Source organism: Amphibacillus sediminis NBRC 103570, assembly GCF_001552275.1.
Lineage (GTDB): Bacteria > Bacillota > Bacilli > Bacillales > Amphibacillaceae > Amphibacillus_B > Amphibacillus_B sediminis.
In genome coordinates this window covers 60083-87059 of the sequence record NZ_BCQW01000013.1, presented here as the reverse complement: position 1 = coordinate 87059, position 26977 = coordinate 60083, and the positions used below count along the sequence as shown (strand labels likewise).

Below are 26977 nucleotides of genomic sequence, written 5' to 3'. Positions count from 1 at the left end.
TCGATCTATCTAACTAAAAAACTCCACTCCATTTACGTTCAGCTACCACGACTTCTTTTTGTTGAAGATGAAGTGGAGGTTTCTATACAGAAGAACGTTTTTAACAAACAAATGGTTACATTCTATTTTGAAAAGAGAGAAAATTTAACGATTCTTTATTGATCAAGTCGATTTTTAATAAATTCGAGGACTTGACTATCAATATAACCGTCCTCTTGGACACGTTCGTCAAAATTCTCTACATATTGAAACGTCTTGAGTGCATCAAATAAATGCTCGGATTGATCATTTAAATAATTTAATTTGGTTAAATACTTTTTAAGCTCCTGTTCAAGCTTATCATCTATTTTCAAAATATCTTCTGCTTTCGATGGTTTAAAATAAAGATGATGCAAATAAAGAAGTCGTTCTAGTTCTTGAACGGGTTCGACATGATCATCCACTCTTAAGTCGATATACTTATCCGTTAATCCTCCATAGCCTGCATTTTCTTTCACAACAAGCAAGGCAGCAGATTGCTTGCCTCGGCTATCTCCACCAGCTAGATCACCAGCAAGTAGTGCTTTAATTAAACGCGTTGCCAAGTCACCAGTAGTGTCTAGAAAAGCTGAATGTATAGCTTTAATCGTATCCTCACTTACTAAAATATTTCCTTGAATCGCAAAGTTAGTATCGGCTACTCCGCCAGCCCAATCATAGCATTCACCACCTGTATAAGTGATGCTATTTCCTGTGCTGTCGACTATGCCGACCTGACGCCAATCGCTTTGGTCGTCTTCATCAATTAATAGCTGTAAAGTTTCTTCAACCGACTTCCCGGCAGCTAATAACTCTAAGCCTTTCGTACCATAGATTGGATTTCCTAGTGATTGAGAGGCCACTGCGCCAACCCCAGCTTTGGCAAATGGTACAACTCCTCCAACCCCTAAAAACTTCGATGCTACTGCTACCCCTAATTCTTCTGTATCTGGGTCAAATGCTACGATAGAAAAAGTCATACTAATATCCCATCCTCTTTTCTAAATACTCACATATAGTTAAGCTATCATTAATGACAAGATTGCTTAACCTAGTGGTTTTATCATAACATTAAATCCTTAACAAAATCATTAAAGAGGGCTTGACACAGTTCTATTTTCCCCCACCTAAAGTTGAATAAGCTGGTCATCTCGAGCATAAAAACTACGCACATATCGGCATTGGCTATCCTGTCCTGTAATAAGTAAACTCTCTGTAGCAAAGCCTTGATCATCCTTCTTCACACCAGCTAAACAGATACTATCCGTAATACCTGTGGCTAAAAACAAACAATCTTGGCTATCAACCAGTTGTTTATGCTGTAAAATTTGATATGGATCATATAAGCCCATCTGTTGACACCTTAGCATTTCTTGTTCTGTTTCAGGTAATAGCTGTGCTTGCATTTCTCCACCTAACGCTTTTAGCGCTACAGCCGAGACTACGCCCTCAGGTGCCCCGCCAATACCTACAAACATATCGATATCTAAATGGCCAAGACAAGTAGCTATCGTATAGGTCACATCACCTTCTTCGAACAAATGTACCTTTGCCCCTACTGCTCGAATTTGCTGAATGAACTCACGATGTCTTGGTCGATTTTGTAGACAAACATTTAATTGTTCAACAGTTTTTCCATTGGCATCGGCTACTGCATATAAGTTATCAATCAATGGTGCCGCCAAATCAATTTTGCCTTTTGCCTGTGGACCCACAGCAAGCTTCTTCATATACATATCTGGTGCATGAAGTAATGAGCCACTAGGAGCAATTGCTAAAGTGGTTATCGCATTACCTTGACCATTAACAGTTAAGGTCGTGCCTTCAATTGGATCAACAGCAATATCTAGTTGATCACCTATGCCTTGTCCGAGTCGTTCCCCAATGGCTAGCATCGGCGCTTGATCTAGTTCCCCTTCACCAATGACAACTTGGGCTGCTATCTTCATGTTATTGATACTTTTGCGCATCGCTTCAGTCGCTGCACCATCTGCTCCCATCTTATCACCGCTCCCAATAAAAGGGTACGCAGCTAGTGCGGCCACTTCACTGACTCTCAAGAAATCAAATGATAAATGCTTCAATGTTCTCGTTCCCCCATATTTTATTAGTGGTTGATCAGCATTCTTTCTTTATTCGTTATTTTTTCAATATTCAGCTCTGAGTGGCCTCCATGCCATTCAGCATTTAAAAAAGCCTCAACAATTTTATAACCTAATTCTGGCGCAACGATTTGTGCACCAATTGATAGAATATGAGCATTATTACTCGTGATAGCCTTCTCAGCCGAATAAACATCATGGCACAATGCTGCACGTATCTGAGGGATTTTGTTGGCAGCAATTGACATACCAATGCCAGTTCCACAGACTAAAATACCTCGATCAAGCTTGCCTTGCTTGATATCTTCTGCCAGTTCAAAGGCAATATCCGGATAATGAACCGGTTCACATGATTTGCAACCATAATCGACAACCTCATGCTCGGTCAAAGTTAAGAGTCGTTTTAACTCCCGCTTAAACAAAAATCCATTATGATCACTACCAATACCTAGTTTCATCGTATCCGCCCCTTTCATTTATATTTATATATTAACAAATGCTTTCGTTTTTATCAATATACTTTCATATATTTTCGTTTTAAACATTAAATCAACTAAATAGGTTATATTTGTTTTCGTTTCTTTTCATGTTATAATAACAAATAATCATCATTTTAATTGAGGTGATATCGTGAAGAAAATGTTCACTGCAGAACGCAGACAACTAATCATGGAGCTATTAAAACAAGAGCATCGTGTGACTGTTAAGCAGTTATCTAAGAATTTAAATGTGTCGGAGGTTACTTTGCGAACAGATTTGAACGAAATGGAAAAGCAAGGTCTTCTTTTAAGAACCCATGGTGGTGCAATCTTAAACGAAACACTGAATGATGAAGATAGCTTTTTAGAGCGCTCAAAGAAAAACATTGAAAATAAAAAAACCCTATCTTATAAAGCTTTAGATTTAATTGAGGAGAAAAGCTGTATTTTATTGGATGCTAGTACCACTGTGCTAGAGCTAGCTAAGCTGTTAAAGCACTATGATAAGAAATTAACCATTTTAACAAATGGTATTTCTTCTGCCATTGAATTAAAAGAAAACCCTTACTTAACGGTCATCTTGATTGGGGGAGTTTTAAGAGCTGGTTCCATGGCACTTGAGGGACAGATCGGAACAGATGTATTAGATAACATTAATGAGATTGACTTGCTGTTTACATCGGCTAGTGGCTTCACATTAGAAAGTGGACTTACTGATTTCAATGTTTATGAGGTTGACTTAAAGAGCCAAATGGTTCAAAAATCTAAAAAAGTAATTGCTTTATTAGACCATACGAAGTTCGGACATAATTCAATTGCGACCTTCGCAAAGTCTAGCCAGATTGACCTAGTTATTACAGATCAACAGCCTTCCGAAGATATCATTAATCAATTAAAGCAACTAAATATTGAGGTTATGTATTGAAGCATCATTTGAGAAAATTCTTGATCAAAGTTTTTAAGGTTATTTAATTAGAGCTGCTATCGGCACATAAAAACATTTATGTATATTCTTATAAAAAATCAAACTACGCTTATATTAACTTATAAGAAAAGGGCACCTGAAGATATATTCCTTCTGATGCCCTTGATTGTTTCCCATATCACTCTAAATTCTATTCGATTAATCAAAATTCTACTACGTAATAATTAGAGAAGACACTTGCTTCTATGTGCGAAAGTTGAGTCAATAGGTTATGGTGAGTAGGGTATAAATTTAATACGATCACCATTTTTTATACAGTCTACAATAGGTAAATAAGGTTTTACTATTTTTCCTATCACATTAACACGATCATCCTGTTGATAATCCCGCCGCATAATTTGTATTTCACCTGAATAGCGTTTATATCTTTCATTATCCATTGTTACAAATCCTCTTTTTCGTTCAAGGCAATTAACTGGCATTTCCTTTTCACCTTGACTTGCGTAACCACGTGACTCCTGGAGTCGCATTAATCCCTTAGGTGAATCAATTCTAATAGTAAAAACTTGATTATATAAATGAGTATGTTCGTTAGCTAGTTGAGTAGGAATCTGAATAATTCGATCTTGCTGATATTGTTCAATTAAAGCGAGCTCTTGATCAGAGATAAGTACATCACCGATAAATACACGTTGAATATAGTGATTTTTCACCATATCTAAATAGCAAAGATATGGTGGCCACCCTCGATGTTTTTCAAGTGTAGGCAGGCCTTCTTTCAATGGTCCTCTTAATTCTAAATCACCGGGGATAAAAGCAATAATTTCAACATGGTTATCTATTAGTTTTTCGTTAATAGCTTGAAATAATTCAGAATCCAAGCCCGTTTCGGGTCTCGGGTAAAAATTATGCATGGCATAAAGGGAGAATTGATCGCTCCTGGTTAATTCATTTGGAAGCTCAAGAGTTGATGCATTAAAGGCAAGCGGAAATTTCTTTGAAATTTTATGAACCTGTTCTATCTCAAATCCATAATCTAGTCGTAACACTGAAATTTGCATTGCTTCAGCAAATTCTACAATATCAGAGTAATGAAATAAATCTAAAGTTTTTGGTGAAACATCGGCAATTATTCTAAAATTTGCTTGAGCAAGCCACTCACACATATGTCTTGCTTTTTCTAGATAATCTTCATTCACTTCCTCAATAATATGAAAGGAAGTGAAAATAAAGCTTCCACTTCCTATTAATTTTTCGAGCATTACTTTTTGCCGATCAAATGTCGAGACATAAACCGACAATCCTAGCTGATTAAGCATTGGCAACATCTTCACGTTTAATAAATATTCGTGTGATAATAAAGCCAGCTATATATGCTATAAAGATACCTATTACAAAATGAACCATCTTATCAGCATGCATTAATGGAACTGCTACAAGCCCCGACGGGCCCCAAGCATTTGCCATAACATTCATCAACATAACATAAGCACCACCAAAGCCGGCACCTAACCCTGCTGTAATAAAGGGTTTACCTAGAGGTAAAGTAACCCCATAAATTAATGGTTCACCTATACCAAGTATACCAGCTGGAAGCGCTCCTGCAATAACTTGTTTTAGTCGGTCATTTCCTGCTTTTTTACACATAAAGTAAATTGCAATTGCTGCACCTACTTGACCTGCACCAGCCATTGCTAGTACTGGGAATAAAGATACCCCTCCTAATGCTTCAAGTTGAATCGCATAAATTGGAATCAATCCGTGGTGTAAGCCAAGTAAGACCATTGGTAAGAATACTGCCGCCAAAATATAACCAGAAATTACATTAATGACAGCATTTTCAGAACCAATAATAACACTTAGTCCACTGACAAGCCAATCTGATAATATTCCAGAGACAGGCATAATAACAAAGACTAACAGTATAGCAGTAATCAGTAATGTGATAACTGGGGTGACAATAAGATCTAGGACATCTGGAACCCGCTTACGAACAACTTTCTCAATTTTTGCAAGGATAAACACGCCCACGATGACCCCAATAATTCCACCTTTTCCTGTCGTTAAAATCGAGTTTAGTGGTTGCTCAGCATCATATAATCCAAATAATTGCGAGATATCAACAATTGGTGCTGCAATTGACATTGCTCCAATCATTCCACCTAAAGCCTCTGTTGCCCCAAAACGTTTAGCTGAGTTGATACCTGTATAGATAGCAAAGTAGCCTAGGAAGCCTGTTCCAATTAAAGAAAATAATAACCGTATGACTTCCCAAAAATTAGCTGATAATACTTCCTCTCCTTGTAATGTTCCAATTAAACTACTAAAGCCGTTAAAAATACCTGCAGCAATAATAGCAGGGATCATCGGGATAAAGATACCCGAAATCGTTTCAAGTGCAGACTTTAGCTTGCTCTGCTTCTGATTACGTTTAATGGCATCTTTATTCTCCTGCCAATCATTCGTAGTCGATGCATCTGGTGAAATATTATATTGTTCAATCAATAAATCAGCTAGTTTCTTTGCCTTACCAGGACCAACAACAATTTGTAAAGTTTCAGCTTTTACAACACCCATAACACCTTCTGTCGCATTAAGCTGATCATGTTGTACTTTGCTATCGTCTTTCAGGCGAATACGAAGACGGGTCATACAATTCGTTGCAGCACTAATATTGTTTTTCCCACCCACTAATTCAACAATTTTATTAATCAATTGTTCATTATTATTAGCCATAAAAAGCACCTCTTCCTTATCTACTTATTCTAATGTCTTTCTAATATGCCCATTCGCTTTAGCTAACTTCTCTTTTGCAGTATCTACATCACATTGAAGTAAAATCATTGTGATCGCAAGCTTGACGCTCCCGTCAGCTTCTAGTAATTTTGCCTTAGCAAGGTCACGCTCTACATCTGTCGCATTCATAACAATATTTTCAGCTCTTGTTTCTAGTTTTTTATTTGTTCGCTGGACGTCTACCATTAAGTTCTTATATACTTTTCCTATTCCCACCATTGAGATTGTTGATAGCATATTTAAGACCATTTTTTGAGCTGTTCCTGCTTTTAGGCGAGTAGAACCAGATAAAACTTCTGGACCTGGTGAAACTTCAATTGGAATTTGAGCCGTCTGCCCAATTTCTGAATCTTTATTACATGCTATTGCAACAGTTACAGCTCCAACCTTATTAGCATATTGAAGTGCTCCTACCACATATGGTGTGCGGCCACTTGCTGCTAAACCTACGACTACATCTCGATCAGTTAAAGAGATATATTGTAGATCGGCTTCACCAAGTTCCATGCTATCTTCTGCTCCTTCAATAGCTTTGGTAAACGCTCGCTCTCCCCCTGCAATTAAACCAACCACCATTTCCTCTGGCGTTCCAAATGTCGGCGGACACTCAGCTGCATCGAGTACACCAAGACGTCCACTCGTTCCTGCTCCTAGATAAATCAACCTCCCTTCATTTTCGAATGCGGTTACAATAGCAGCAACCGCTTTTTCAATTTGTGGTAAAACTTCTTTTATCGCTACGGCAACTTTCATATCTTCTTGATTCATTACCGTTAACGCCTCTAAATATGACATTTGATCAAGATTCATAGTATTTGGATTTTGTTGTTCAGTAGAGATATTGCTTAAATTAATCATGCTGATTTGACTCCTTTCTTATTTGCGTTTTCTCCAAAATTTCAATTGATTTTTCATACTGAGTATTAACATAAGTTGTGTAAAGGATATCAATTAGATTTAGTTGAGAAATTCGAGAAGACATTGCACCACTTCGAAAAGCATATTCATTGGCAGCAACAAAGAGATTATAATCTGCTAAATCCATCACTGGCGCCTTGCCATACTTCGTTATTGAAATAAGATTAGCTTTGTTTGCCTTAACCGCTTTCGAACATTCAATCATCTCTTTAGTTTGTCCAGAATACGAGATCACAATTCCTACATCACTCGGAGTCATATTACGTGCCAACAAAAGTTGGGTGTGCCAATCTTCATTTACATAGGCAATTTTGTTAATCCTAGTGAATTTGAGTTGTGCGTCTTTAGCTACAATTAGCGAAGCACCAATCCCAAATAGAACAAGCCTTTCACAGTCATGGATTAATTCGACACATTGCTCTATAACTTCAAAATCGAGTAAATTAGCTGTTTCTTCAAGCGATAATATATTCTTGTTGGTTACTTTATCTACAATTTCTTTAATATTATCTGCTTTGGTAACATCAGCAATTTCCTTTGATCTATAGTTGTGTCGGACGGCTTGCTCATAAACAAGCGACTTTGAAAACTCCTTATAGCCTGCAAATCCATTCTTCTTACACAAACGAATAATTGAAGAGGGTGATGAAAATGTGGCTTCTGCTAATTTGTAGATCGTCATCTTCGCAGCCTGATCAGGATTGTTTAAGATATAATCGATAATCGCTTGTTCTGTGGTACTTGCCTCATCATAGTATTCTCTTAATCGAATTGTTGCAATTTTCATGATTAATTGCTCCTTCGTATAATTTGATCTTATCATCATAAAACTAAGTGTCAATAATTCTATAACTTTATGAAACATTATACCAAATTGTGAACGTTTTCAACCGGATAACCCCGTTTTTCATGAAACTTTCGGCTAATTAATGTAAGGAAATTTAACAGTGATCATATTGGATTTTGAGTAAGATAATTTGTAGTAGGAGAAGTGAAAGCAGAGGGAAAATAATTTTCAATTGCAGAAAAACCACTGCCTTTCATTCAACTCGATTGAAGCAAAATAAACCAAAAACTACTATGGATTTCCCCATAGTAGCTTTAATATATTAGTTTGATTTTGTTGGAAAAGACAGACTTGATATTTTCATCACGATATAACCGAATGAGCTAACTCCAAATAGAACAATCAAAGCAGGAAAACGATTATTTAAATAAATGACTACAACAAGCAAGATGATTAACAAAACCGTATGAAATGGCTTGGCAATTGTCAAAATAACAGCATACTTTGGATATGTCCACCATTTAAATTTGAAATGAACAAAGAGTGGGAACAGATACAAAAAAGCAATCAAGATAACAAGACCTACCACTATCGTTATACTCATCACTATAACATACAAGGTACGTTGTTCGATTAAGTGTATGACTTTAACATTTAAATATAAAATAATTAAAATTAAACTATAGAGATAGCCTAAAGCATTTGATACCAACCAATCTTTTTTATAAAAATGCCAAAATTTCTTAATAATTTGCTGATCATCACGACTGATGATGATATCTCGCAGCACGGCAAATAATGCAACAGTGGCGGGGAACAGACCAAAAAAACCAAAACCAATAACGGTAAAAAAGAGCCAAAGTAAATTTAACATGATGAGATTAAACCCAAGTGTCCCGAGTCGGACAAACCATTCCGAATTATACATAATCAAGATGCCTACCTTTTTGTTTAGCTAATTTTCAACCAAAAATAACATTCTTTGCTGGTAATGCCTCGAATGCACCATATTTTGTACAAACATGTGCTGCCACTTGATTACTCTTATCTGTAAATCGCTTTAACGTATTCATATCAGATAAAACATCGTGAGGGTTATCCTTTAGTACAAATTGGTAGAGCATCGCTCCTACAAAAGCATCACCTGCTCCTGTTGTATCGATTGCTTTAATCGGGATACTCTCTACTATCCCAGATTCAAGCCCATTAGAAATATATGTCCCTTGCTTTCCTAAGGTTACAGCTACTACTTTGGCTCCAAGCTGATGTAGCTTCTGTGTTGCTTCAGCTAGATCCTTAATGCCAGTTCCAGTAATAAGCTCTAGCTCTTCATCACTCACCTTAACAAAGTCGGACATAGCTATACATTTCTGCGCTAATCCTATAAACTCTACTTCACGGCGCTTCCACAGATCAAGCCGATAATTAGGGTCAAATGAAACAAACTTATTCGCTTGATTAGCTTCCCACATGGTCTCTAGGTACATCGTTTGAAAAGGAGCATCTAATAACGCCGTTGCTGAACCAAAATGTAAAATACTTGATTGCTCAATTACATTTTGATCAAGGTCCGCATGAGTCATCCGTCCATCAGCTCCACGATTAAAAATAAAATCGCGTTGCCCATCTTCTTTTAAAGAAACAAATGCGAGTGTGGTCGGACAATCTCCATCTAATTTTAAATGTGTTGTATCGACACCTTGACGATCTAATGTTAATTTGAGGAATCGACCAAATGGATCTGCCCCGACCTTACCACTAAAAATAGCTTTACCTCCAAAATTGGCAATGGTCGCACAAACATTTGCAGGGGCCCCTCCTGCTCTTTTCTCAAATGCTTCTCCTTCTATTAAACTACTATTAATATCTGTACAAAAAAAATCGATTAATAATTCTCCTATACATAAAATAGGCTTCGTCATCACGCACATCCCTCCTAAACTATAATAAAAATAAGCTAAACAAAAGGAGAAAGCTGAACCTTCTCCTTTTGCGCAATTACAAGATCGAAACCTGACCACTTAATAGTTGCGTATCCCCATTCTGACTTGTTATGACAAGCTCTTGACAAGGTTGATCTGGATAAATCAGACTAGTTAAAGCCTGCAAACCATCATCAGTAAATAATTCAATAGATGCTGCATCAATTATTAAACGTATATTTAGTTCTGGATTGCCATAAAAAGGCATAGACTGGGTTGCTTCAAATAAATCTGGAAGCTTTCCGTGGCTATAATCCTGTCGTTGCAGGCTTACTTCTTGTGTTGAACCATTAAATGTTATAATCGTTTCTTGATCCGCTGTATGTTTACAAGTTAAAATCAGCAGTTGTGCTCGAGCGATGTCAAGCTTTAACTTTACATCAACACATCCTTCGTCAAGCTTAATATGGTATGGCTGACTGGGTTCTATCCTTTTTCGATCTATCATGCTAACTTGTCTTGCGTATCGCTCAATTTCCTTAACAGGAAGCTGCCTAATCATACACTGTCCATGATGTTCTTGTAAGCTTAAGCATCGTGGAAAAGTCATTTGACCGCGCCAACCTTTAGTTGGAACCTGGTTGGCATAACGCCAGTTACTCATCCAACCCATATAGATACGACGCCCATCGTTTGAAGGAATATCAGAGAAGCTAACCCCTGCATAGTTATCTTTTCCGTGATCAAGCCATCGGACATCTACGTGTTCAGGTTTAAAGGTTTTTCCATCAAATTCACCAACAAAGTATTGCGTCTTTGAGCCTGTCTGATATTCTGGGTTATCCCCGACACTTACCAATAGAACCCACCTTGTCTTATCGCTTCCCTCAACAGGAAGTTGAAATAGATCAGGACATTCCCATACCCCTTTCTGATACCCTCTATCGTCACCAAATTGACTTTCAAACTGCCATTCTTTTAAATTCTTCGAGCTGTAGAATCGGACCGATTGACCAGTTGCTAGCACCATGATCCATAACCCTCTCGTTTGATCCCAAAAAACCTTAGGGTCTCTAAAATCTATAAGCGTATCATCTGTCAAAACAGGATTTCCATGATACTTTTCCCATGTCCTTCCCCGATCATGACTGTAGGCAATACTTTGTGATTGTTTATCTGGATGTTCATGATCGCCAGGTTGATGATGAGTAAAGATAGCAACAAGCCCAGGCTTTTCTGGAAAGAAACCCGTTGTATTGTCCCAATCAACCACTGCACTTCCTGAAAATATCTGTCCTAACTGATCAGGATATAGGGCAATACTAAGCTCTTCCCATTTAACCATGTCCTTACTCACCGCATGGCCCCAATGCATTGGTCCCCATACCGTATCGTTCGGATTGTATTGATAAAATAAATGATATTCCCCTTCGAAATAGACCATCCCATTTGGATCATTAATCCAATTGGCTTGTGGTGCAAAATGCACTCTAGGTCTGTATTGTTCTTTCTCTTTGATTAGCAAATCTGCTCCCTCCAATTAATTCATATCAAGGTATCGGTCATACGCCTCTTGTTTAATATCAAGCCATTCATTCAAGCCTAGTCGCTCTAATTCAAGCAAGTAATCTTCCCACTCTGCATCTGCTTGACCATTTGTCATCCATTCTGCCCGCTTCCGATTAATATAAGGAAACAAGTCTGCCTCAATAACGGATAAACGATCCAGCTCATCTTTACTGAATAAAATATTGGGATATACATGCTGGTCAGACATATGTGGAGACATGACATCTTTCATTAATTCAAGTCTCCAAGCTGCATCGTCAGGCATGGTTGTTACGGCGCCATAATAACTATCCAAGATAGCTAATGGTCCACCAACAGAGGTTTCTTCACGAAGTTCTACAGGCGCTGTTCCCTCTAGCGGTAAATGTCTGAGCATATTGGCTTGTTCATCAAATTCAAAGATATTTTGTTTTTCATCATCTCCATAAGTACCCCAATTGTTTTGCACAGATTGATGAGGGTCATATAGTTGATCAATCCACTTAGCGGTTAGCTCTAAGTTTTCGTTGACACTTGTGATCACCATACGTTGTCTATGAAAACCGATGGCATTTGTTTGGGTAACATGGACCCGACCATCTGGTCCAGCTAATGGCCCCATTAAATCATAATCATCACCCATACCGGTGATATTACCTTTATCCCAAGTAAAATACAGTCCATAGCGACCCTGCTGACCTTTAGCAACATAGGTTGGCCAATCATGTTCAAATGCTTCCACATCAATTAACCCTTCACTATATAGTTCGTACATGAAATTAATGGCATCCTTATAGCCTTTATCAGTAACCGTAGAAACTACTTGATGATCTCCATTCACAATCATTCGATCAAAATTATCACCTAATCCGAATGAACTGAATAAAAAGCCAGGATCCTCCCCACCATGATTGATAATAAATGACATCGGAATCGTTTCACCATTACCAGCCATGTCATGATCTCGGAATGCAATTAAAACCTCTTTCAATTCATCTGTCGTCGATGGCATATCTAGTCCCAATTCATCTAACCACTCAACATTAATCCATGGGAAATTTTCAACTGCCTGAATACGTTCTTTCCCCTCACCTAATTCTTCAATCCATGGAAAAGCATAGATGTTGCCATCAGGTGCAGTCATCATGGCCTCATATTGAGGGGCTTCTTCTAATACACGACGTAAATTAGGCATATAATTCTTAATTAAATCATTTAATGGAATAATGGCTCCATCTTCCGCATAATTTAGCAACTCATAATCACTAAAGTTAGCATTCATAATGGCATCCGGCATTTCCCCCGTTGCCATCGCAAGGTTTCGTCGTTCGTCAAAGGTTTCCCCGACAAAATTTAACCATTCAATGTGAACGCCCGTCTCTTCCTCCAAACGTTGGAAGATTAGCTTATCGTTTGGATCGTCAGGGGCGATGGCTGCACTATTCGTCATAATTTTTAGCGAAACATCTTCTTCTACTGGAAACGTAATATCCTCTAATCCATAGTCATCTGACCAGGATTGTTCATTGTCTCCACAAGCGCTGATTAATAATAGGCTGACTAATCCAATAACCAAACTAAGCAATTTCTTCATTTGTTTAACCCTCACTTTTCTTTATTTTAATGAACCAACCATGACGCCTTTTTCAAAATACTTCTGGAAAAATGGATACATAACCATTAATGGCAAGCTGGAAACTACAATAGATGAATATTTAATCATTTCTGCCATACGTTGCATTTCTGCTCGAGCTAATTGGTCAGCGATCATACCCTGTGGCACTTCATTTTGCACCAGAATTTCACGTAGAACTAATTGAAGTGGGTAGAGCGAACGATCATCTAAATAGATCATCGCATTAAAGTAAGAATTCCATTGACCAATAAAAGCGAATAAAGCGATTACAAAAATAATAGGTTTCGATAAGGGAAGTATAATACTGATAAAGATACGGAAATCAGAAGCACCATCTATTCTTGCCGCCTCCTTTAGCTCATTAGGCAAGCCTCGAAAGAAAGTTCGACATAAAATAATATTCCATATCCCGATTGAACCTGGTAAAATTAGCGCCCACGGCGTGTTAACAAGACCTAGTGATCTAACTACCAGATAGGTCGGAATCATCCCACCGTTAAAAAACATTGCAAATAGAAAAAAGATAATGATAGCCTTTCCGCCAACTAAATCTTTAATGGATAGTGAATAACCAGCCAATACAGTAAACGTTACAGATACTAGCGTGAAGCTACCAGCGTAAAAAAGCGAGTTAAAAAAGCCTCGAACGATTGAACCATCTTGAAAAATTCGGATATAACCATCCAAAGTCCAATGGTCTGGATTAAGAGAAAGACCACGTGTAACCAAGATGCTAGGTTGTAAAAAAGAGCCCAGTACGACGTATATCAACGGAACAATAATAATCAGTACAAGCAGACTCAGAATAATTTTATTAAGTAATAGAATAAAACGATCTGCTTTTGAATTGTTAATTAAATGATTAGCTGCCATCTTCTACTCCTCTCTTAATAAAGTGTCTCTCCATTTAGTTTCTTAACAACGGTATTGGTAATCACAAGCAGGATCAAACCGATTATCGTATTGAATAAACCAACTGCCGCCCCAAATGACCAGTCACCTGCAAGTAGACCGCGTTTATAAACATAGGTATCAATAACCTCTGATGCTGGAATGTTCATATCTGTTTGAAGTAAATAGGCTTTTTCAAAGCCAACGCCCATAATGCCACCGATTGCTAGTATGAATAAGACAGCCATAACTGGTTTTAATACTTGAAAATCAATATGCCAAATTCGCTGAAGTAGTGAAGCACCATCAATGGTTGCTGCATCATGTAACTGCGGGTCTGTATTGGATAAAGCAGCAACATAAACAATTGAGGAGAAACCTGCTCCTTGCCATATACCTGAAGTAACAAATATTGTTCTAAAATGATCTGGATTTGACATAAAGGAAATGGGTCCATTCGTAAATGGCGCTAAAATAGCATTAACAGGACCAGCCGGTGATAAAAAGATAAATATCATTCCGGCAAGCACCACTGTCGAAATAAAATGCGGTGCATAAAGAATAAGTTGGATATTCTTCTTAATCGATGTGCGTCTAATCTGGTTTAACATTAACGCAAGAATGATTGGAACTGGAAAACCAAAAATTAAACCATATAAACTGAGTTTTATCGTATTTGAAAAAATCAATAAAAAGTTAGGAGAACTCAAGAAGCTTCTAAAATGATCCAAGCCAACCCAATCACTACCTAAAATACCTTGGGCGACATTATAATCTTTAAAAGCGATCAATACTCCATACATTGGCATGTAATTAAAAATAAAGACGAGAATGATCGCTGGCAGTAAAAACAAATATAAAGTATAGTTTTCCTTTAAATACTTTAATTTCCCCTTATTTTTCTTAGGTGGTTTACTTTCTTTTACCAACTCCTTTACTTTAGTAGACTGTACATCGAACTTCTCAATCTCATCACGCACTTTTGCTTCTCCCCTCTCTTCTCACTCACCTATAAAGGAAAGCGATTACACAGTGTGTTAACCGGTTGTCATATTGGTGAAATAGTGATGTCAAATTGAGTATAAGTTATGATTACATTTATGTCAACCGGGTAACATATTTTTTGTGAAAAGGCATACGAATAAATTTTTCGCCTACAATACTGTTTAGAAGCATGACTTGAAACACCTTGTTGAGACATTAAAACCTGATCCAGCTTTCTCATCTTTTCTTTCTAAAAATATTTATGACCAGTGAAAAAAAGAAACCTATCTAATACATTTATATAAATAAACATAAAGAATCCTTTGAGTTCATTACATTATCATTGAATTTTTGTCTTTTTTTGTCGATTGAATAGTAAAATATTATCATGTAATGTAAAGTATAGATAAATAGATGCGTGTATTTATTTAGTCTACATTTGTTCGCAATTTTGCGTAAAGGAGATGTCTATAATTGCCTAACACTATTTTTATTTCTGGAATTCACGGTTCTGGGAAAACTACTCTCGGAACGGAATTGTCAAAAAAACTTCAAATTCCTTTTGATAGCGCTAGCAATATTATAAGACGTACAGCTAACCAAAATTGGAATAACGAGAAGAAAGTGAAAAACATTGACCAAAATCAAAATATATTAAAACAAGGTGTTGAACAATTATATCGTCATTATGAGAATATTATATTGGATGGACATTTTACACTCTTAAATGAAGAAGGCCAAATTAAAGAGGTGGGTATTGATACTTTTAGAAGTTTGGGAATTAATGCAATCATTATGTGTGTAGCAAATCCAGAAGGTATTTTAGAAAGATTAAAACACAGAGATAATAGAGCAGCTTTTACATATGAGGAACTATCAATGTTTCAAAAAAAGGAAGAATACCAGGCTAAAAATATAGCAGCCCAATTAAATGTACCAATTCAAATTTATGAAACTGATAACAATAATAAAATCTTAGACCTAATCAATTTTATTAATGGAGGTTATTAAAGTGAAATTAAAGTCATATGAGGTGCTAAGTGTTAGGCAAAAACAATTTTCAGAGTTATCATTAGATGATTCCTTTTTTGATTCGTTAAAAGAGGATTATCCTGGATTCGAGAATTGGTTTTTAAGAAAGTCTAAAGAGACGGCCTTTATAGTAGAAAATAAAGGAATTCAAGGATTTCTTTATATGAAGATTGAGGGGGAAGATGAGGATTATTCAAAATTCACAGTTCCACTTGAGCCGAAAAAGAGATTAAAAATTGGGACCTTCAAAATTACAATGAAAGGTCACTATTTAGGAGAACGTTTCTTCAGAATTATTCTTGAGCATGCTATTATGAACAGAGTCGAAGAAGTATATGTAACAATTTTTTCTAAAAGGGATGAGCAGAAACTATTAATTAACTTTATGAGGGACTTTGGTTTTCGACTACAAACAACTGATAAGAAGACGAATGAACAAGTTTTTGTTAGAGAGATGGAAAAAATAATAACAAGTGAGACTAGTCTTAAAAATTATCCTTATATCGAAGAAAGCACCAAAAGAAAGTACTTCATGCTGTCTATAGATACCATATATCATACTAAGCTAATACCTGACTCCATTATAAGAGAAGAGAATCCAAAGGATTTTACGAGTAATATTGTAGCAGCAAATGCCATTCAAAAAACATACATAGGTAATTATATGATTTCTCCAAGACCAGGGGATATTATCGTCTATTATAGAACAAAACCTAGTTTTGACGAAAGACCTGCTAAATATTCCGCAGTTTTAACAGGGTTCGGTGTTGTATCTGATAATCATAAAGGTGTACATTCTTATGATAGAGTGATAGAGATTGTTTCTAAAAGAACAGTACTTACAGATAAAGAAATTAAAGAGAAGCTAAAAACAAAGCGTCGAGTAAATATTTTAAAGTTCATCGATATATATTCGTTTAAATATCGTCCGATTAGAAAATTTCTTCTTGAGCAAAATATATTGAAATCTGTAACAGATTATCCTACAAAAGAGATTTCCTCTGAAGAATTTGATATGATATTAAAACAGGCTAGGTTTAATAAAAACAATATTTTTATCAATTAAAACTTATTACTTTAGTTACTGGAAGAATCAGCTAATATTTTTTAAGGAGAGACATTGGATTGATGAAAAAAATACTGTTATCTATTCACCCTGAGTACGTAGAAAAAATTATTAGTGGTGAGAAACGTTATGAGTTTAGAAAAGTAAAAGCAAGGTTGAGACCAGACATAATAATCATCTACTCTACTTCTCCTGTATCACAAATTATTGGTGAAGCAGAGGTAGAAGACGTATTAGTGGGTACTCCAGAAAAAGTTTGGAAGATTACTTCTATGCATTCAGGAGTAGATCCGACTTTTTTTTCGGAATACTATCATAATAAAAAAGAGGCAGTTGCATACCAATTGAAGAATGTAACAGTATACACTGAACCAAAAGAATTAAAAGATTATGGGCTTAATGTTGCTCCTCAATCATTTGCTTACATTTAAAATTTTCACAAGGTGGCACAAGGTAGCATCTCTGTCACCTTGCTCCATACTTTTAAAAACTTATACTCATTAGGGGCTCTTCAAACAAATTTTTACTAAAACAACGCCTTTTTCATTCTTCCCGTAAAAAGGAGTTGATGGTGTGCATAAATTCTAGCTATTTTACTATTAAATGACTGTCGAGACCGATTAAGTCACAAAGGAATAATTTTAACAAATGCTCTAATGTACTTAGTTTCAGTAAGCAGGTGATATAATGATGTAAAAACTCATTATGGAATTTATTTATAAAAATCTTTTCTAATATGAGTTTTAGAAACTAATATTGATTACCTACCTTTTGAAAACTGCAACAATAACTTTGTTCATATACTTAGAGTTAAGTCGTTTGTCCCTCAATCAGTTTAACTGACAAACTATTATGTAACGTAATTTGGTCTGTTCGCTGTTCAATCTGGTCAATAAGTAATTGGACAGATAACTCAGCCATCGCATCAATGGGTTGTTGGATCGTCGTCAACTCTGGTCGGAGAATACATGTCATATCTGCGCCATCATAGCCAATAACTTTTAAATCCTCTGGAACCCGATAGCCTCTTTTTCTTGCTTCAGTTAGTACTTGAGTCGCAATAAGGTCATCACTGGCAAAAATCCCTTCCACATGAGGATTTTGATCAAACAAATCTCGAATCGTTGTTTCACTTATTTCATAGGTCAAATACGGTAAACCATTTTTTTTCATTATATCTTCGTAAGCTTTCCTCCGTAAATTGGCAGGTGTCTCTAAATCAATTGGTCCATTTATATGGATAATATGTTGGCAACCTTTATCGAGTAATAAAGAAGTAGCTAGTATTCCTCCCGCATAATTATCACTAGAAACAACAGGTACATGTGGGGCTAAGTAGCGATCAATACTTACAATTGGCAATTTCGTTTTTTCGTATATCTCAATGCCACGATTGTGTGCGCCCGCAACGATTCCATCAACTTGATGTCGTTGTAGCATATCCAAATATGCCCGCTCTTTATCTACCCGTCCACCACTATTACATAATAGAACTTTATAACCTAAGGCTTCAAAATTATTTTCTAAATGATAAATCATTTGAGCATAGAATGGATTATTAGTCGTCGGAAAGATAAGTCCAATAATATTTGTTTTGTTAATAAACAATGATCGAGCAATCTCATTCGGATGATAATCTAAGGTTTCCATTGCTTGATACACTTTTTCTCGTGTTTTATCTCCGATATAACCTCTATTATTTAAAACTCGTGAAACGGTTGTTCGTGACACACCAGCCAATTTTGCGACATCTTCTAATTTTGGCTTTCTCAACTCCATCACCTTCCTACAAACGGATCGTACTTAAATAGATTAATAACCAGCTTACTATGTTTGAACGAATAATGTTGTATCGCCCGGCACAAACTTTACCGGTAGCACAGTACGTTTAACTACTTGTTTGCCATCAATAATTTCGGTTAATCGTTGAACTGCCATTTTGGCCATCTGATCAATTGGCTGAACAATACTTGAGACCAAGTAGTCTGCATGTTCAGATATTTTTTGTCCATCAAAGCCGATCACCTGAACATCTTCAGGAACAGATTTGTTTAACTTTTTTAGGCAGGTGATAACATCCAAGGCCATCGTATCATTAATAGCGAAAACGCCATCAATTTCTGGCTGGCTTAAGAAAAAAGAAGTCAGCTGTTTGTCCAAGTCTAGGATAGGTTCCTCTAAATCTAAAATTGAATAAGAGATAGCTTGCTCCTGGCATGTCCTTTCAAAGGCCTGACGTCTTTTCTTTGTCTCATTTGGAATTTGTTGATACCCACCTATGAAGCAAACGGATTGGCAACCACGTTTTATTAACTCTTGAACGGCTATCCTGCCACCTGCTTCATTGTCAGCCGTTACATACACGACATCTTCAGAAAAATGGCGGTCTATGCTAACAAAGGGTAAATGACTAGATAAATATTGATCAATATTCGAATAGGTAATCCCAATTATCCCATCAACTTTATTCCGTTTTACCATCTGGATATATTCATATTCCTTTTCAGAATTATGGTTAGCATTACACAAAAACAGCTTTACACCCATTGCGGTAGCATATTTTTCAATATAATAAGCAAATTCGCTAAAAAAAGGGTGCCATATGGTTGGAATAATTAAAGCAATGGTATTAGTGCGATTTGCCTTTAATCCTCTAGCATAGGTATTGGGCTGATAATTAAGCTTTTTAATTGCTGCTTCAACTTTATGACGTGTTGTCTCTTTAACACTACCATGATTAAGTACACGCGAAACAGTTCCAACCCCAACTCCAGCATACTTGGCAACATCTTTGATCGTTACTTTCATTAGTAGTCCCTCTGATTCAATTTAATGGTTTATCATTACCTAGTATAAAAGATAATTGAAATTTCTTCTAGTCAATTTTGACTTGTTATATCAGTATGAAGATGTTATATTAAAATGGAATCGTTTCCAAAATAGGAGGAATTTTATTGAAAAAGTTCATTTGGATTGCTATAGCTGTTTGTTTCATTGGTGGTGTTATTTGGGTGATTCAGCGATGGTTATTTACTTCAGAAATGATCACAAAGGTTTATCCAAGATCAAAAGATAGCTTTGTTGGAGATCCAATGCCCTACTACAATGGTTCAGAATTTATGATTTATTACTTAGAAGACTTACGTGATAATCAAATTGGTTTTCATCCATTCAGCTTGATGACCACTACTGATTTTGTCAATTATAAGGACTATGGTGAGGTTATACCGTTTGTTAATGACCATCAAGATCAAGAGTTAGCTTTAGGAACGGGTTCAATTATTACAGATGAGAACGGCTTATATCATGCCTTCTACACAGGTCATAATGGCTCATTGTCTCCAAAAGAAGCGATTATGCATGCCACTAGCCAAGATGGTTTGGAATGGGAAAAACATCCTGAACATACGTTTTTCGCCAGCTCACAATATGAAGCTGATGATTTTAGAGATCCTTATGTGTTTTATGAACAAGAATCGGGTGAATATTGGATGCTTATTACAGCCAGACAAAATGGTACTGGCGTTATTGCACACTACACTTCGACAGATTTAGAAACTTGGAATGAGCAAGGGGTATTATTTAAAAACGATTTTGGAAACGATTCCAATTTAGAATGTCCTTCCCTTGTATTTTTTAAGGGAAAATGGTATCTGGCGTTTTCTGATCAATGGGATCAACGTGTCGTTCACTATCGAGTTGCAGATCATGTACATGGACCATTTGAAAAACCAACTGGATTAGACTATTGGGATAGTTCGGGCTTCTATGCCGGGAGATTGGAAACAGATGGAGAACAATTATACGTGGTTGGCTGGATTCCAACTAAAGAAGGACACAATGACCAACACACTTACAATTGGGCTGGCAACCTTGCTGTTCATGAGCTCGTTAAGGAAAATAACCACCTCTATCCGACTATACCGACATCTGTATCCAAACGTGTTCACACCGTTCCTTTTAGCAGGCAAACCATTATTGAAGGTGACCACTTATCATTTGACCCAGGCGAGGAAACAACATTATATTCTGGAAAAGTAAACTTGGATGAGCAAACGAAGAAATGGGCATTCCAGTTTAATAGTGAACAAGATCAGTCAAATTTAAATATTGTTTTCGATACTGAATTAAACACAGTGGCCTTCTATAATCGCCCTTTAGACGTAGCTGAAAACTATCCACCAGAAACTGAGATGCCTTTTAATTATTCAAATCAATCAGATGTTGAGATCAAATTAGTTTTAGAAGATGATATCGTCGTTCTGTATTTAGACAACAAAGTAGCTCTTTCTAATCGAATGTATCGTGCTCAGGGTAATCAATGGGCCATTATTTCCATAGAGGGGAATCTAGCCATCGAACCTTAAAAGGTAGAGGTTGAAAAGCAATTGGAACAACTCAGCGTCAGCGAAACAGTGGGCAGATACAAATCGGATACGCGCATGGATAGATTAGTGTTTTCAGTTAAGTTCCTTATGCATTTACCTATTAGATAAGGGGACAAAAGTCAAATTTAATCAACAAACCTCCGAGCTAGCCATTGTGCTTGTTCGGAGGTTTGTTAATTAGCTAATTAAGTTGTAAACATCGTGTCATCGACCAACTTACTTCACTTACCAGTAAATCAAGACATATTCGATTCGCTCAAGATATTACCCAATCTGTCTTGGCCTATCCGTGCTCAGATTTTATCGCGCTTTACTCGATACATTCCATCTGGAAATATTCAGCATCCGCCAGAGCCATTGACTTAATTCAGTTGGGAGTTGTCCCCTCCGCTAAATGGAATACAGATAGGCATTTATCTCACCTCTTATAGAAGTGGAAGGCTTCCACTGAATGAAGTTAAATGATTTTATCCTTTGTACTAGTCAACATACTTCTTAAATTCAGCTAGTACCGAACCTGCTTCTGGTCCGATAATAATTTGTACATGATGTTGATCAATTTTTACAACACCATGAGCTCCTGTTTGCTTAATTTTTTCTTCATCAACAATAGAGGTATCTTTTAGCACAAGGCGTAAACGTGTCATGCAGTTTTCGTAATCGGTTACATTTTCTTTGCCACCCACATAATCAACAATCTTTTTCGCCATATAATCTAGCTTGTTATGGCTTAGCCTTAAGTTTTGTTCATTTTCAGTTGCTTGCTCAGCAAAGGTAGCGTCATCTTCTCGACCTACTACTTTAATGTTTCGCTTTAGAATGAGATAATAAAAAGTAAAATAGTACAGGACAGCAAAAGCCAATCCAACTGGTATTAATAATAAACCATTATTAGATAATCCGAGGTTTAACATATAGTCAAGTACACTTCCACCCCAAGAAAAGCCAATTCGAATATTTAATAAATACAATGTTGCGGCTGCCAATCCAGTATATACCGAATGAATAAAATAGAGCAGCGGTGAGGTAAAGATAAAAGTAAATTCAATTGGCTCCGTAATACCAGCAATTATAGAGGTCAATCCCCCAGAACTCATCAAGGCTTTTGTTTCTGCCAGCTTTTCTTTTTTAGCAGCTCGTGCAATAGCGAAAGCAATGGCAGGAACTCCAAAAATCATCACAACGAAAAATCCACCAAGGAAGTACCCAGCACTTGCGTCACCATTTAAGAAGCGCGTAATTTCACCTGTTACCACCTCTCCGGTACTTGTCTCATAGCTACCAAGTCCGAAATAGATATAAGTATTAATGACATGATGTAAACCAAATGGAAGTAAAAAACGATTCAAGAAGCCAAAAATAAATACGCCAAGAGCTCCTAACCCGACTAATGATTGAGCAAATAGATCAATTCCTTGCTGAGCATAAGGCCAGATCATCGAAAACAGACCAGCAACTGGGATCATCAGTAGGATAATGATCGTAATTGGAAGCTTTTCACCACCGAAAAAGGCAAACATATTGGGTAGCTTTGTTTCTTTGAAGCGATTATAGACGATCGCTGCTAAAATACCACTAATGACTCCACCAAATACCCCCATGTCTAAGTCTGGATTCATAATAGCTAGTCCTTCATTCAAAACCGTAATCGCTAAGAAACCTGTTAGGGCTGGAATTCCTTTGTCTTTTGTTTTGGCTAACCCCATTGCTACCCCAATTGCAATGAGCACTGTCATATGATTAAAAATAGCACCAGCAGCCTGAAATAAGGGAATATCTAATAAATCCGAAGCACTTAATCGAAATAAGATACCGGCAATCGGCATGGCGACAATTGGAATTAACATCGATTTTCCTAAAGTTTGCATGAATCGTTTCATTTTTTTAACCCCTTTCTTTTATCAAATAGCCTAGAATACTCGTGACTTCAGTCTGTAGATGAATCGGCTTCGGTTAAAGTATAGCCTTAGCTATGCTAATCAACCGAAACAAATATAATCAAGACAGTACGTGATTTTAATCATGAGAGGTTCAAAGATCACGATAAGTTATTAATTCGAAATTCTCAGAATGCTGAAGCTTTTCCTTGGTATTTGGATGCATGAGCATATCTAATTCTTCTAGCCTAGGTGTCGCATAAGAGGAGCCTGTCATTACAGACTTATCCAAATAGGCAGGGTGACACATAACCTCTATCGTTTGATACGCTTGATACTGTGCTATAATCGTTTCAGGCTGAGCGATTAAAATCTCTGGATTATACTCAAAATAATCGGTTGAAACTAAGCCGTCATCCTTTGGGTTGGGGAAATTGTGTCGTACTGGCAACCCATATTCCTTAGCTAAACGTTTAAACACGGGAAGAACAGGTTCTAAATTGTTGACATGATGATGACTATCTAAATGAGTTGGCTGTAGGCCGGCGTTAAAAAACGCCTCAATCTGAGTCTTCCATTCGTTATATAATTCTTCTTGATCAACATGAAAGAGCTGTTTGTAATGATAGAGCTTTTTAAATTGCCCTTCTGCATCGACTAGAGTGTGGTGGCTATCCAATAAAGGTTTACCACAAGTTAAGGTTAAATGGACACCCACACCAAGATCAGGATGTGCCTTCGCCAATTGATAGGCATGTTCTGCCCCCGGCATGTTAGTCATTAAGGTTGTCGATGTTAAGACACCTTCGACATGTGCGTCGATAATGCCAAAGTTAACCGATCGTGAATAGCCAAAGTCATCTGCATTTATAATGATTCGTTTCATCTTCTCACCTCCTCATGATTATCTTTATTTTAATGTCGGCCAATATCCTTGATTGGCTTCAATTAAATCATTTAGGATTGATCTAGCTGTATCTGCATTTACAACAGTCCGATTTAGGGTTAAGGCTTGCAGAGCCTTACTATAGCTTCCTTCAAAATAAGCATCAACAACAAGCTTTTCATATGCTAATTGCCCTTCAATTAAGCCTTTATGGAATGTTGGAATTTGGCCAACCGCTAAAGGTTTTAAGCCATTAACAGTTAAGAGGGCTGGTACTTCAACCATGGCATCTTCAGGGATATTTGAAATAACTCCCTTGTTTTCAACCATCACAATGTAGATCTCATTAAGATTATAGATAAGTGATGCAGCTGCTTTGACCATATAGATACCATGAACATCCACTTCAAGCTCTACATTAGCTGTCGATTGATCAGCTGTAATTTGCTCACAAAGCTGGTGAACACGCTTTTGACGACCGTTGATTACTTGACGAGCCCGTGTATTATCTATTTGTTCTTTCTGTGCTAATTGGTTTGGATACAGATAATATTGTAAATATGTGTTTGGTAAGTAATCAGGAAAGTCAATTAACATTTGTCGTGCTTGCGCGAATGTTTTCTGCCAAGATTCATCATTGGCTATCTCATTATCGGTAGGCTTGAACCCCTCTTTGATCATTTTGTCTTTGATTAATTCGGTTAAATCTTGCCCTGATTTGTCTTCTATCTTTGTAAACCAGCCAAAGTGATTTAAGCCAAAATAAGAAGGAACTAAATCCCATACATCCTTATCTAACATGTCTGCATAGCTATGCATAATGGCAATTGGCATATCACAAATATTGAGGATTTTCTGGTCATTTGGAAAAATTCTCTGAAGAGCATCGGCAACAATAGCAGCTGGATTCGTATAATTTAAGATCCAAGCCTCTGGTGCAAATTGTCGTATATCGTTAACAAGTTCAATCATATCTTTGATCGAACGCAGGCCATAGGCCATCCCACCAGGACCGCATGTTTCTTGTCCTACTACCCCATATGATAAAGGAATTTTTTCATCCATCTCTCGCATAGCCAGCCCACCTGTACGAATCTGAATAAATGCAACATCAATGTTCTGGAATGCTTCTTGTTTAGATGTCGTATAGTTGAATGTTTCCAACTCTGGATATTGCTCTGCTAGTATCACTTTGGTAGCTAGAGCGACTCTATTCTGACGCTCAGCATCCGTATCATAAAACGTCAAACTTTGTAACGGAAAATTTTCTTTTTCAGCAATTAAACTCATAACCATTCCAAGCGTATAGGTACTCCCTGCACCAACGATCACTAATCGGTTCTTTTTCATGTTTGTAGCCCCTTTCTCCTCCTGTTAATACAAATATAACACCAATATAAAGTTTAATCAATACAAATCTAATACAAAAATTATCACTTTGAATCATGGATTGAACATGATAAACTGAGTTTAATGAAATGAGAAAGGTGAACAACACATGTTAAACAATTCATTGCCTTTATATAAACAAATTGCAAACAAATTGAAGAATGATATTTTAAATAGTGGTTTAGAGCACGGTGATGCTATTCCACCGGAAAGTAAGCTGGTAAAAATGTACGAAGTAAGCCGAGTGACGATTAGACAGGCATTAAAAATTCTAATTGATGAAGGATTGCTTTATAGTGTTCAAGGAAGTGGAACATATATTAGTCATGACAAGATTCAACATAATATCTTTAGACTTCAAGGGTTTACGGAGGAAATGGGAGCCCTCGATAACACACCATCAAATGAAATTATTGAATTCAAGCTAATGCTTCCACCGAGTGATGTCAAGGAGATATTGACCCTTTCTGAGGATAAGCAAGTTTATTATATTAAACGACTAAGACTTGCCGATAAAGAACCTTTAATTCTTGAGGAGTCATATTTACCTGTAGAGCTTTTTCCTGATTTATCTGTTGAGGTAATGAAAAAATCAAAATATGATTATATTGAAAAGAAGGGGCATGTGATCGATAAACGCTATGGCGAGTTAGTACCTATCTTGCCAAACGAAGAGCTTAAGCAAATCTTTAACTTGAATGAACATCAACCTTTACTCTTTTTAAAGGCTTTTGCTACCTTCCAAGATGGACTAACCTTTGAATACTCCAATGTTTATTACCACCCTAATAAATATGCCTTTAAATTTATTTCGACCAAAGGATAAACGATTGAGTAAAATATGAATGAACGCTGAATACATAAGAATCCAGTTTGACCATAGGTAAAAATCGGTCAAACTGGGTATGAGTGATTTGGTACACACTATTTTATAACCGAGCTCAATCCCTTTCGCATTTACTGATAACATTGATAGCACAAAATAGCTTGACGTCCAGCTATACATGATGTTTTTTAAGATCATCAATCTTGCAAAACCTGTTTATTTGTACAAGGCAGACATCCCTACCCCATTTTGAAATCATAACAGCAAAAATCTGTACCTTTCCACTTAACATTACCGTCTTTCTCCTAACACAATAGCTCACACTAACTTCAATTTTTAATACAAGTTAGCATGGAAAGAATCTATTCTTACATCATACTAGTAGACTAGGACCCTACGAGTCTTGTAACCCTGCTATGAACTGTCTAATCACTTTTAACCTTTTAAAGTATAAATTTTTTTCTTGCGTGACTAAGGTCTACCCCTCCATGGCTTGCTTTTTTTATC

The 26977-nt window shown here is 36.7% G+C and carries 24 protein-coding genes; 6 read left to right on the top strand and 18 right to left on the bottom strand.

Features of this window, described 5'->3' with window-relative positions; all coding sequences use genetic code 11:
- Window positions 1-155: 155 nt before the first annotated feature.
- The 3 genes from ASE01S_RS09570 to rpiB form a co-directional block, all read right to left on the bottom strand.
- Complete coding sequence (locus tag ASE01S_RS09570; protein WP_067841477.1) at window positions 156-998, bottom strand: DUF1028 domain-containing protein; 843 nt, start codon at window positions 996-998, stop codon at window positions 156-158.
- A gap of 147 nt (window positions 999-1145) precedes the next feature.
- A complete protein-coding gene (glpX, locus tag ASE01S_RS09565) occupies window positions 1146-2102 on the bottom strand; it encodes a class II fructose-bisphosphatase (RefSeq protein WP_067841475.1) in 957 nt (318 codons plus the stop codon).
- Window positions 2103-2125: 23 nt separating this feature from the next.
- On the bottom strand, window positions 2126-2578 hold the full coding sequence (gene rpiB / locus ASE01S_RS09560; protein ID WP_067841473.1) for a ribose 5-phosphate isomerase B: 453 nt from the start codon (window positions 2576-2578) through the stop codon (window positions 2126-2128).
- 181 nt (window positions 2579-2759) lie between these two features.
- Here rpiB and ASE01S_RS09555 point away from each other — a divergent pair, with 181 nt between their 5' ends.
- Window positions 2760-3524: a DeoR/GlpR family DNA-binding transcription regulator gene (locus ASE01S_RS09555; RefSeq protein WP_067841471.1), complete on the top strand. Its 765-nt coding sequence runs from the start codon at window positions 2760-2762 to the stop codon at window positions 3522-3524.
- Between the two features lie 269 nt (window positions 3525-3793).
- Here ASE01S_RS09555 and ASE01S_RS09550 read toward each other — a convergent pair whose 3' ends face one another.
- The 10 genes from ASE01S_RS09550 to ASE01S_RS09505 form a co-directional block, all read right to left on the bottom strand.
- Complete coding sequence (locus ASE01S_RS09550; protein WP_067841469.1) at window positions 3794-4843, bottom strand: MupG family TIM beta-alpha barrel fold protein; 1050 nt, start codon at window positions 4841-4843, stop codon at window positions 3794-3796.
- Complete coding sequence (locus ASE01S_RS09545; protein ID WP_067841467.1) at window positions 4836-6260, bottom strand: PTS transporter subunit EIIC; 1425 nt, start codon at window positions 6258-6260, stop codon at window positions 4836-4838. Before ASE01S_RS09545 ends, ASE01S_RS09550 begins: the two co-directional genes overlap by 8 nt.
- A gap of 24 nt (window positions 6261-6284) precedes the next feature.
- Window positions 6285-7178 carry an N-acetylmuramic acid 6-phosphate etherase gene (murQ, locus tag ASE01S_RS09540; protein ID WP_067841465.1) on the bottom strand — a complete coding sequence of 298 codons (894 nt, stop codon included), beginning with the start codon at window positions 7176-7178 and terminating at the stop codon, window positions 6285-6287.
- Window positions 7171-8025 (bottom strand): MurR/RpiR family transcriptional regulator, encoded by an 855-nt coding sequence (locus tag ASE01S_RS09535; protein ID WP_067841462.1) that lies wholly within the window; start codon window positions 8023-8025, stop codon window positions 7171-7173. The genes murQ and ASE01S_RS09535 overlap by 8 nt, the downstream gene beginning before the upstream one ends.
- Window positions 8026-8347: 322 nt before the next feature.
- On the bottom strand, window positions 8348-8953 hold the full coding sequence (locus ASE01S_RS09530; RefSeq protein ID WP_067841460.1) for a YesL family protein: 606 nt from the start codon (window positions 8951-8953) through the stop codon (window positions 8348-8350).
- Between the two features lie 34 nt (window positions 8954-8987).
- Window positions 8988-9950: a carbohydrate kinase family protein gene (locus tag ASE01S_RS09525; protein WP_067841458.1), complete on the bottom strand. Its 963-nt coding sequence runs from the start codon at window positions 9948-9950 to the stop codon at window positions 8988-8990.
- 73 nt (window positions 9951-10023) lie between these two features.
- Window positions 10024-11472: a glycoside hydrolase family 32 protein gene (locus ASE01S_RS09520; protein WP_067841456.1), complete on the bottom strand. Its 1449-nt coding sequence runs from the start codon at window positions 11470-11472 to the stop codon at window positions 10024-10026.
- A 15-nt stretch (window positions 11473-11487) separates the two neighbouring features.
- Window positions 11488-13089, bottom strand: a complete 1602-nt coding sequence (locus tag ASE01S_RS09515; RefSeq protein ID WP_067841454.1) for a type 2 periplasmic-binding domain-containing protein — start codon at window positions 13087-13089, stop codon at window positions 11488-11490.
- Window positions 13090-13110: 21 nt separating this feature from the next.
- Entirely contained in the window at window positions 13111-14004 is an 894-nt protein-coding gene (locus tag ASE01S_RS09510) for a carbohydrate ABC transporter permease (RefSeq protein WP_067841451.1), read from the bottom strand.
- A gap of 14 nt (window positions 14005-14018) precedes the next feature.
- Window positions 14019-14951, bottom strand: a complete 933-nt coding sequence (locus tag ASE01S_RS09505; RefSeq protein WP_067841487.1) for an ABC transporter permease — start codon at window positions 14949-14951, stop codon at window positions 14019-14021.
- A gap of 529 nt (window positions 14952-15480) precedes the next feature.
- Between ASE01S_RS09505 and ASE01S_RS09500 the strand changes: the two genes are divergently transcribed.
- The 3 genes from ASE01S_RS09500 (at window position 15481) to ASE01S_RS09490 (ending at window position 17535) form a co-directional block, all read left to right on the top strand.
- Window positions 15481-16017 carry an ATP-binding protein gene (locus tag ASE01S_RS09500; RefSeq protein ID WP_067841449.1) on the top strand — a complete coding sequence of 179 codons (537 nt, stop codon included), beginning with the start codon at window positions 15481-15483 and terminating at the stop codon, window positions 16015-16017.
- A gap of 1 nt (window position 16018) precedes the next feature.
- Complete coding sequence (locus ASE01S_RS09495) at window positions 16019-17104, top strand: hypothetical protein (RefSeq protein ID WP_067841447.1); 1086 nt, start codon at window positions 16019-16021, stop codon at window positions 17102-17104.
- 62 nt (window positions 17105-17166) lie between these two features.
- Complete coding sequence (locus ASE01S_RS09490; RefSeq protein WP_067841485.1) at window positions 17167-17535, top strand: ASCH domain-containing protein; 369 nt, start codon at window positions 17167-17169, stop codon at window positions 17533-17535.
- Window positions 17536-17914: 379 nt separating this feature from the next.
- On the opposite strand, the gene ASE01S_RS09485 is transcribed toward ASE01S_RS09490, so the two are convergent.
- Together ASE01S_RS09485 and ASE01S_RS09480 are read right to left on the bottom strand one after the other, a co-directional pair.
- Entirely contained in the window at window positions 17915-18883 is a 969-nt protein-coding gene (locus ASE01S_RS09485; RefSeq protein ID WP_067841444.1) for a LacI family DNA-binding transcriptional regulator, read from the bottom strand.
- Between the two features lie 48 nt (window positions 18884-18931).
- A complete protein-coding gene (locus ASE01S_RS09480) occupies window positions 18932-19912 on the bottom strand; it encodes a LacI family DNA-binding transcriptional regulator (RefSeq protein WP_067841442.1) in 981 nt (326 codons plus the stop codon).
- A gap of 146 nt (window positions 19913-20058) precedes the next feature.
- Here ASE01S_RS09480 and ASE01S_RS09475 point away from each other — a divergent pair, with 146 nt between their 5' ends.
- Window positions 20059-21471 (top strand): family 43 glycosylhydrolase, encoded by a 1413-nt coding sequence (locus ASE01S_RS09475; protein ID WP_157065186.1) that lies wholly within the window; start codon window positions 20059-20061, stop codon window positions 21469-21471.
- 500 nt (window positions 21472-21971) lie between these two features.
- On the opposite strand, the gene ASE01S_RS09470 is transcribed toward ASE01S_RS09475, so the two are convergent.
- The 3 genes from ASE01S_RS09470 to ASE01S_RS09460 form a co-directional block, all read right to left on the bottom strand.
- Window positions 21972-23372, bottom strand: coding sequence for a PTS transporter subunit EIIC (locus ASE01S_RS09470; RefSeq protein ID WP_067841440.1), 1401 nt, complete (start codon window positions 23370-23372; stop codon window positions 21972-21974).
- Between the two features lie 151 nt (window positions 23373-23523).
- A complete protein-coding gene (chbG, locus tag ASE01S_RS09465; protein ID WP_067841438.1) occupies window positions 23524-24255 on the bottom strand; it encodes a chitin disaccharide deacetylase in 732 nt (243 codons plus the stop codon).
- Window positions 24256-24279: 24 nt separating this feature from the next.
- Window positions 24280-25605: a 6-phospho-alpha-glucosidase gene (locus tag ASE01S_RS09460; protein ID WP_067841436.1), complete on the bottom strand. Its 1326-nt coding sequence runs from the start codon at window positions 25603-25605 to the stop codon at window positions 24280-24282.
- Between the two features lie 148 nt (window positions 25606-25753).
- On the opposite strand from ASE01S_RS09460, the gene ASE01S_RS09455 reads away from it, so the two are divergent.
- On the top strand, window positions 25754-26470 hold the full coding sequence (locus tag ASE01S_RS09455; RefSeq protein WP_067841434.1) for a GntR family transcriptional regulator: 717 nt from the start codon (window positions 25754-25756) through the stop codon (window positions 26468-26470).
- Window positions 26471-26977: the final 507 nt, after the last annotated feature.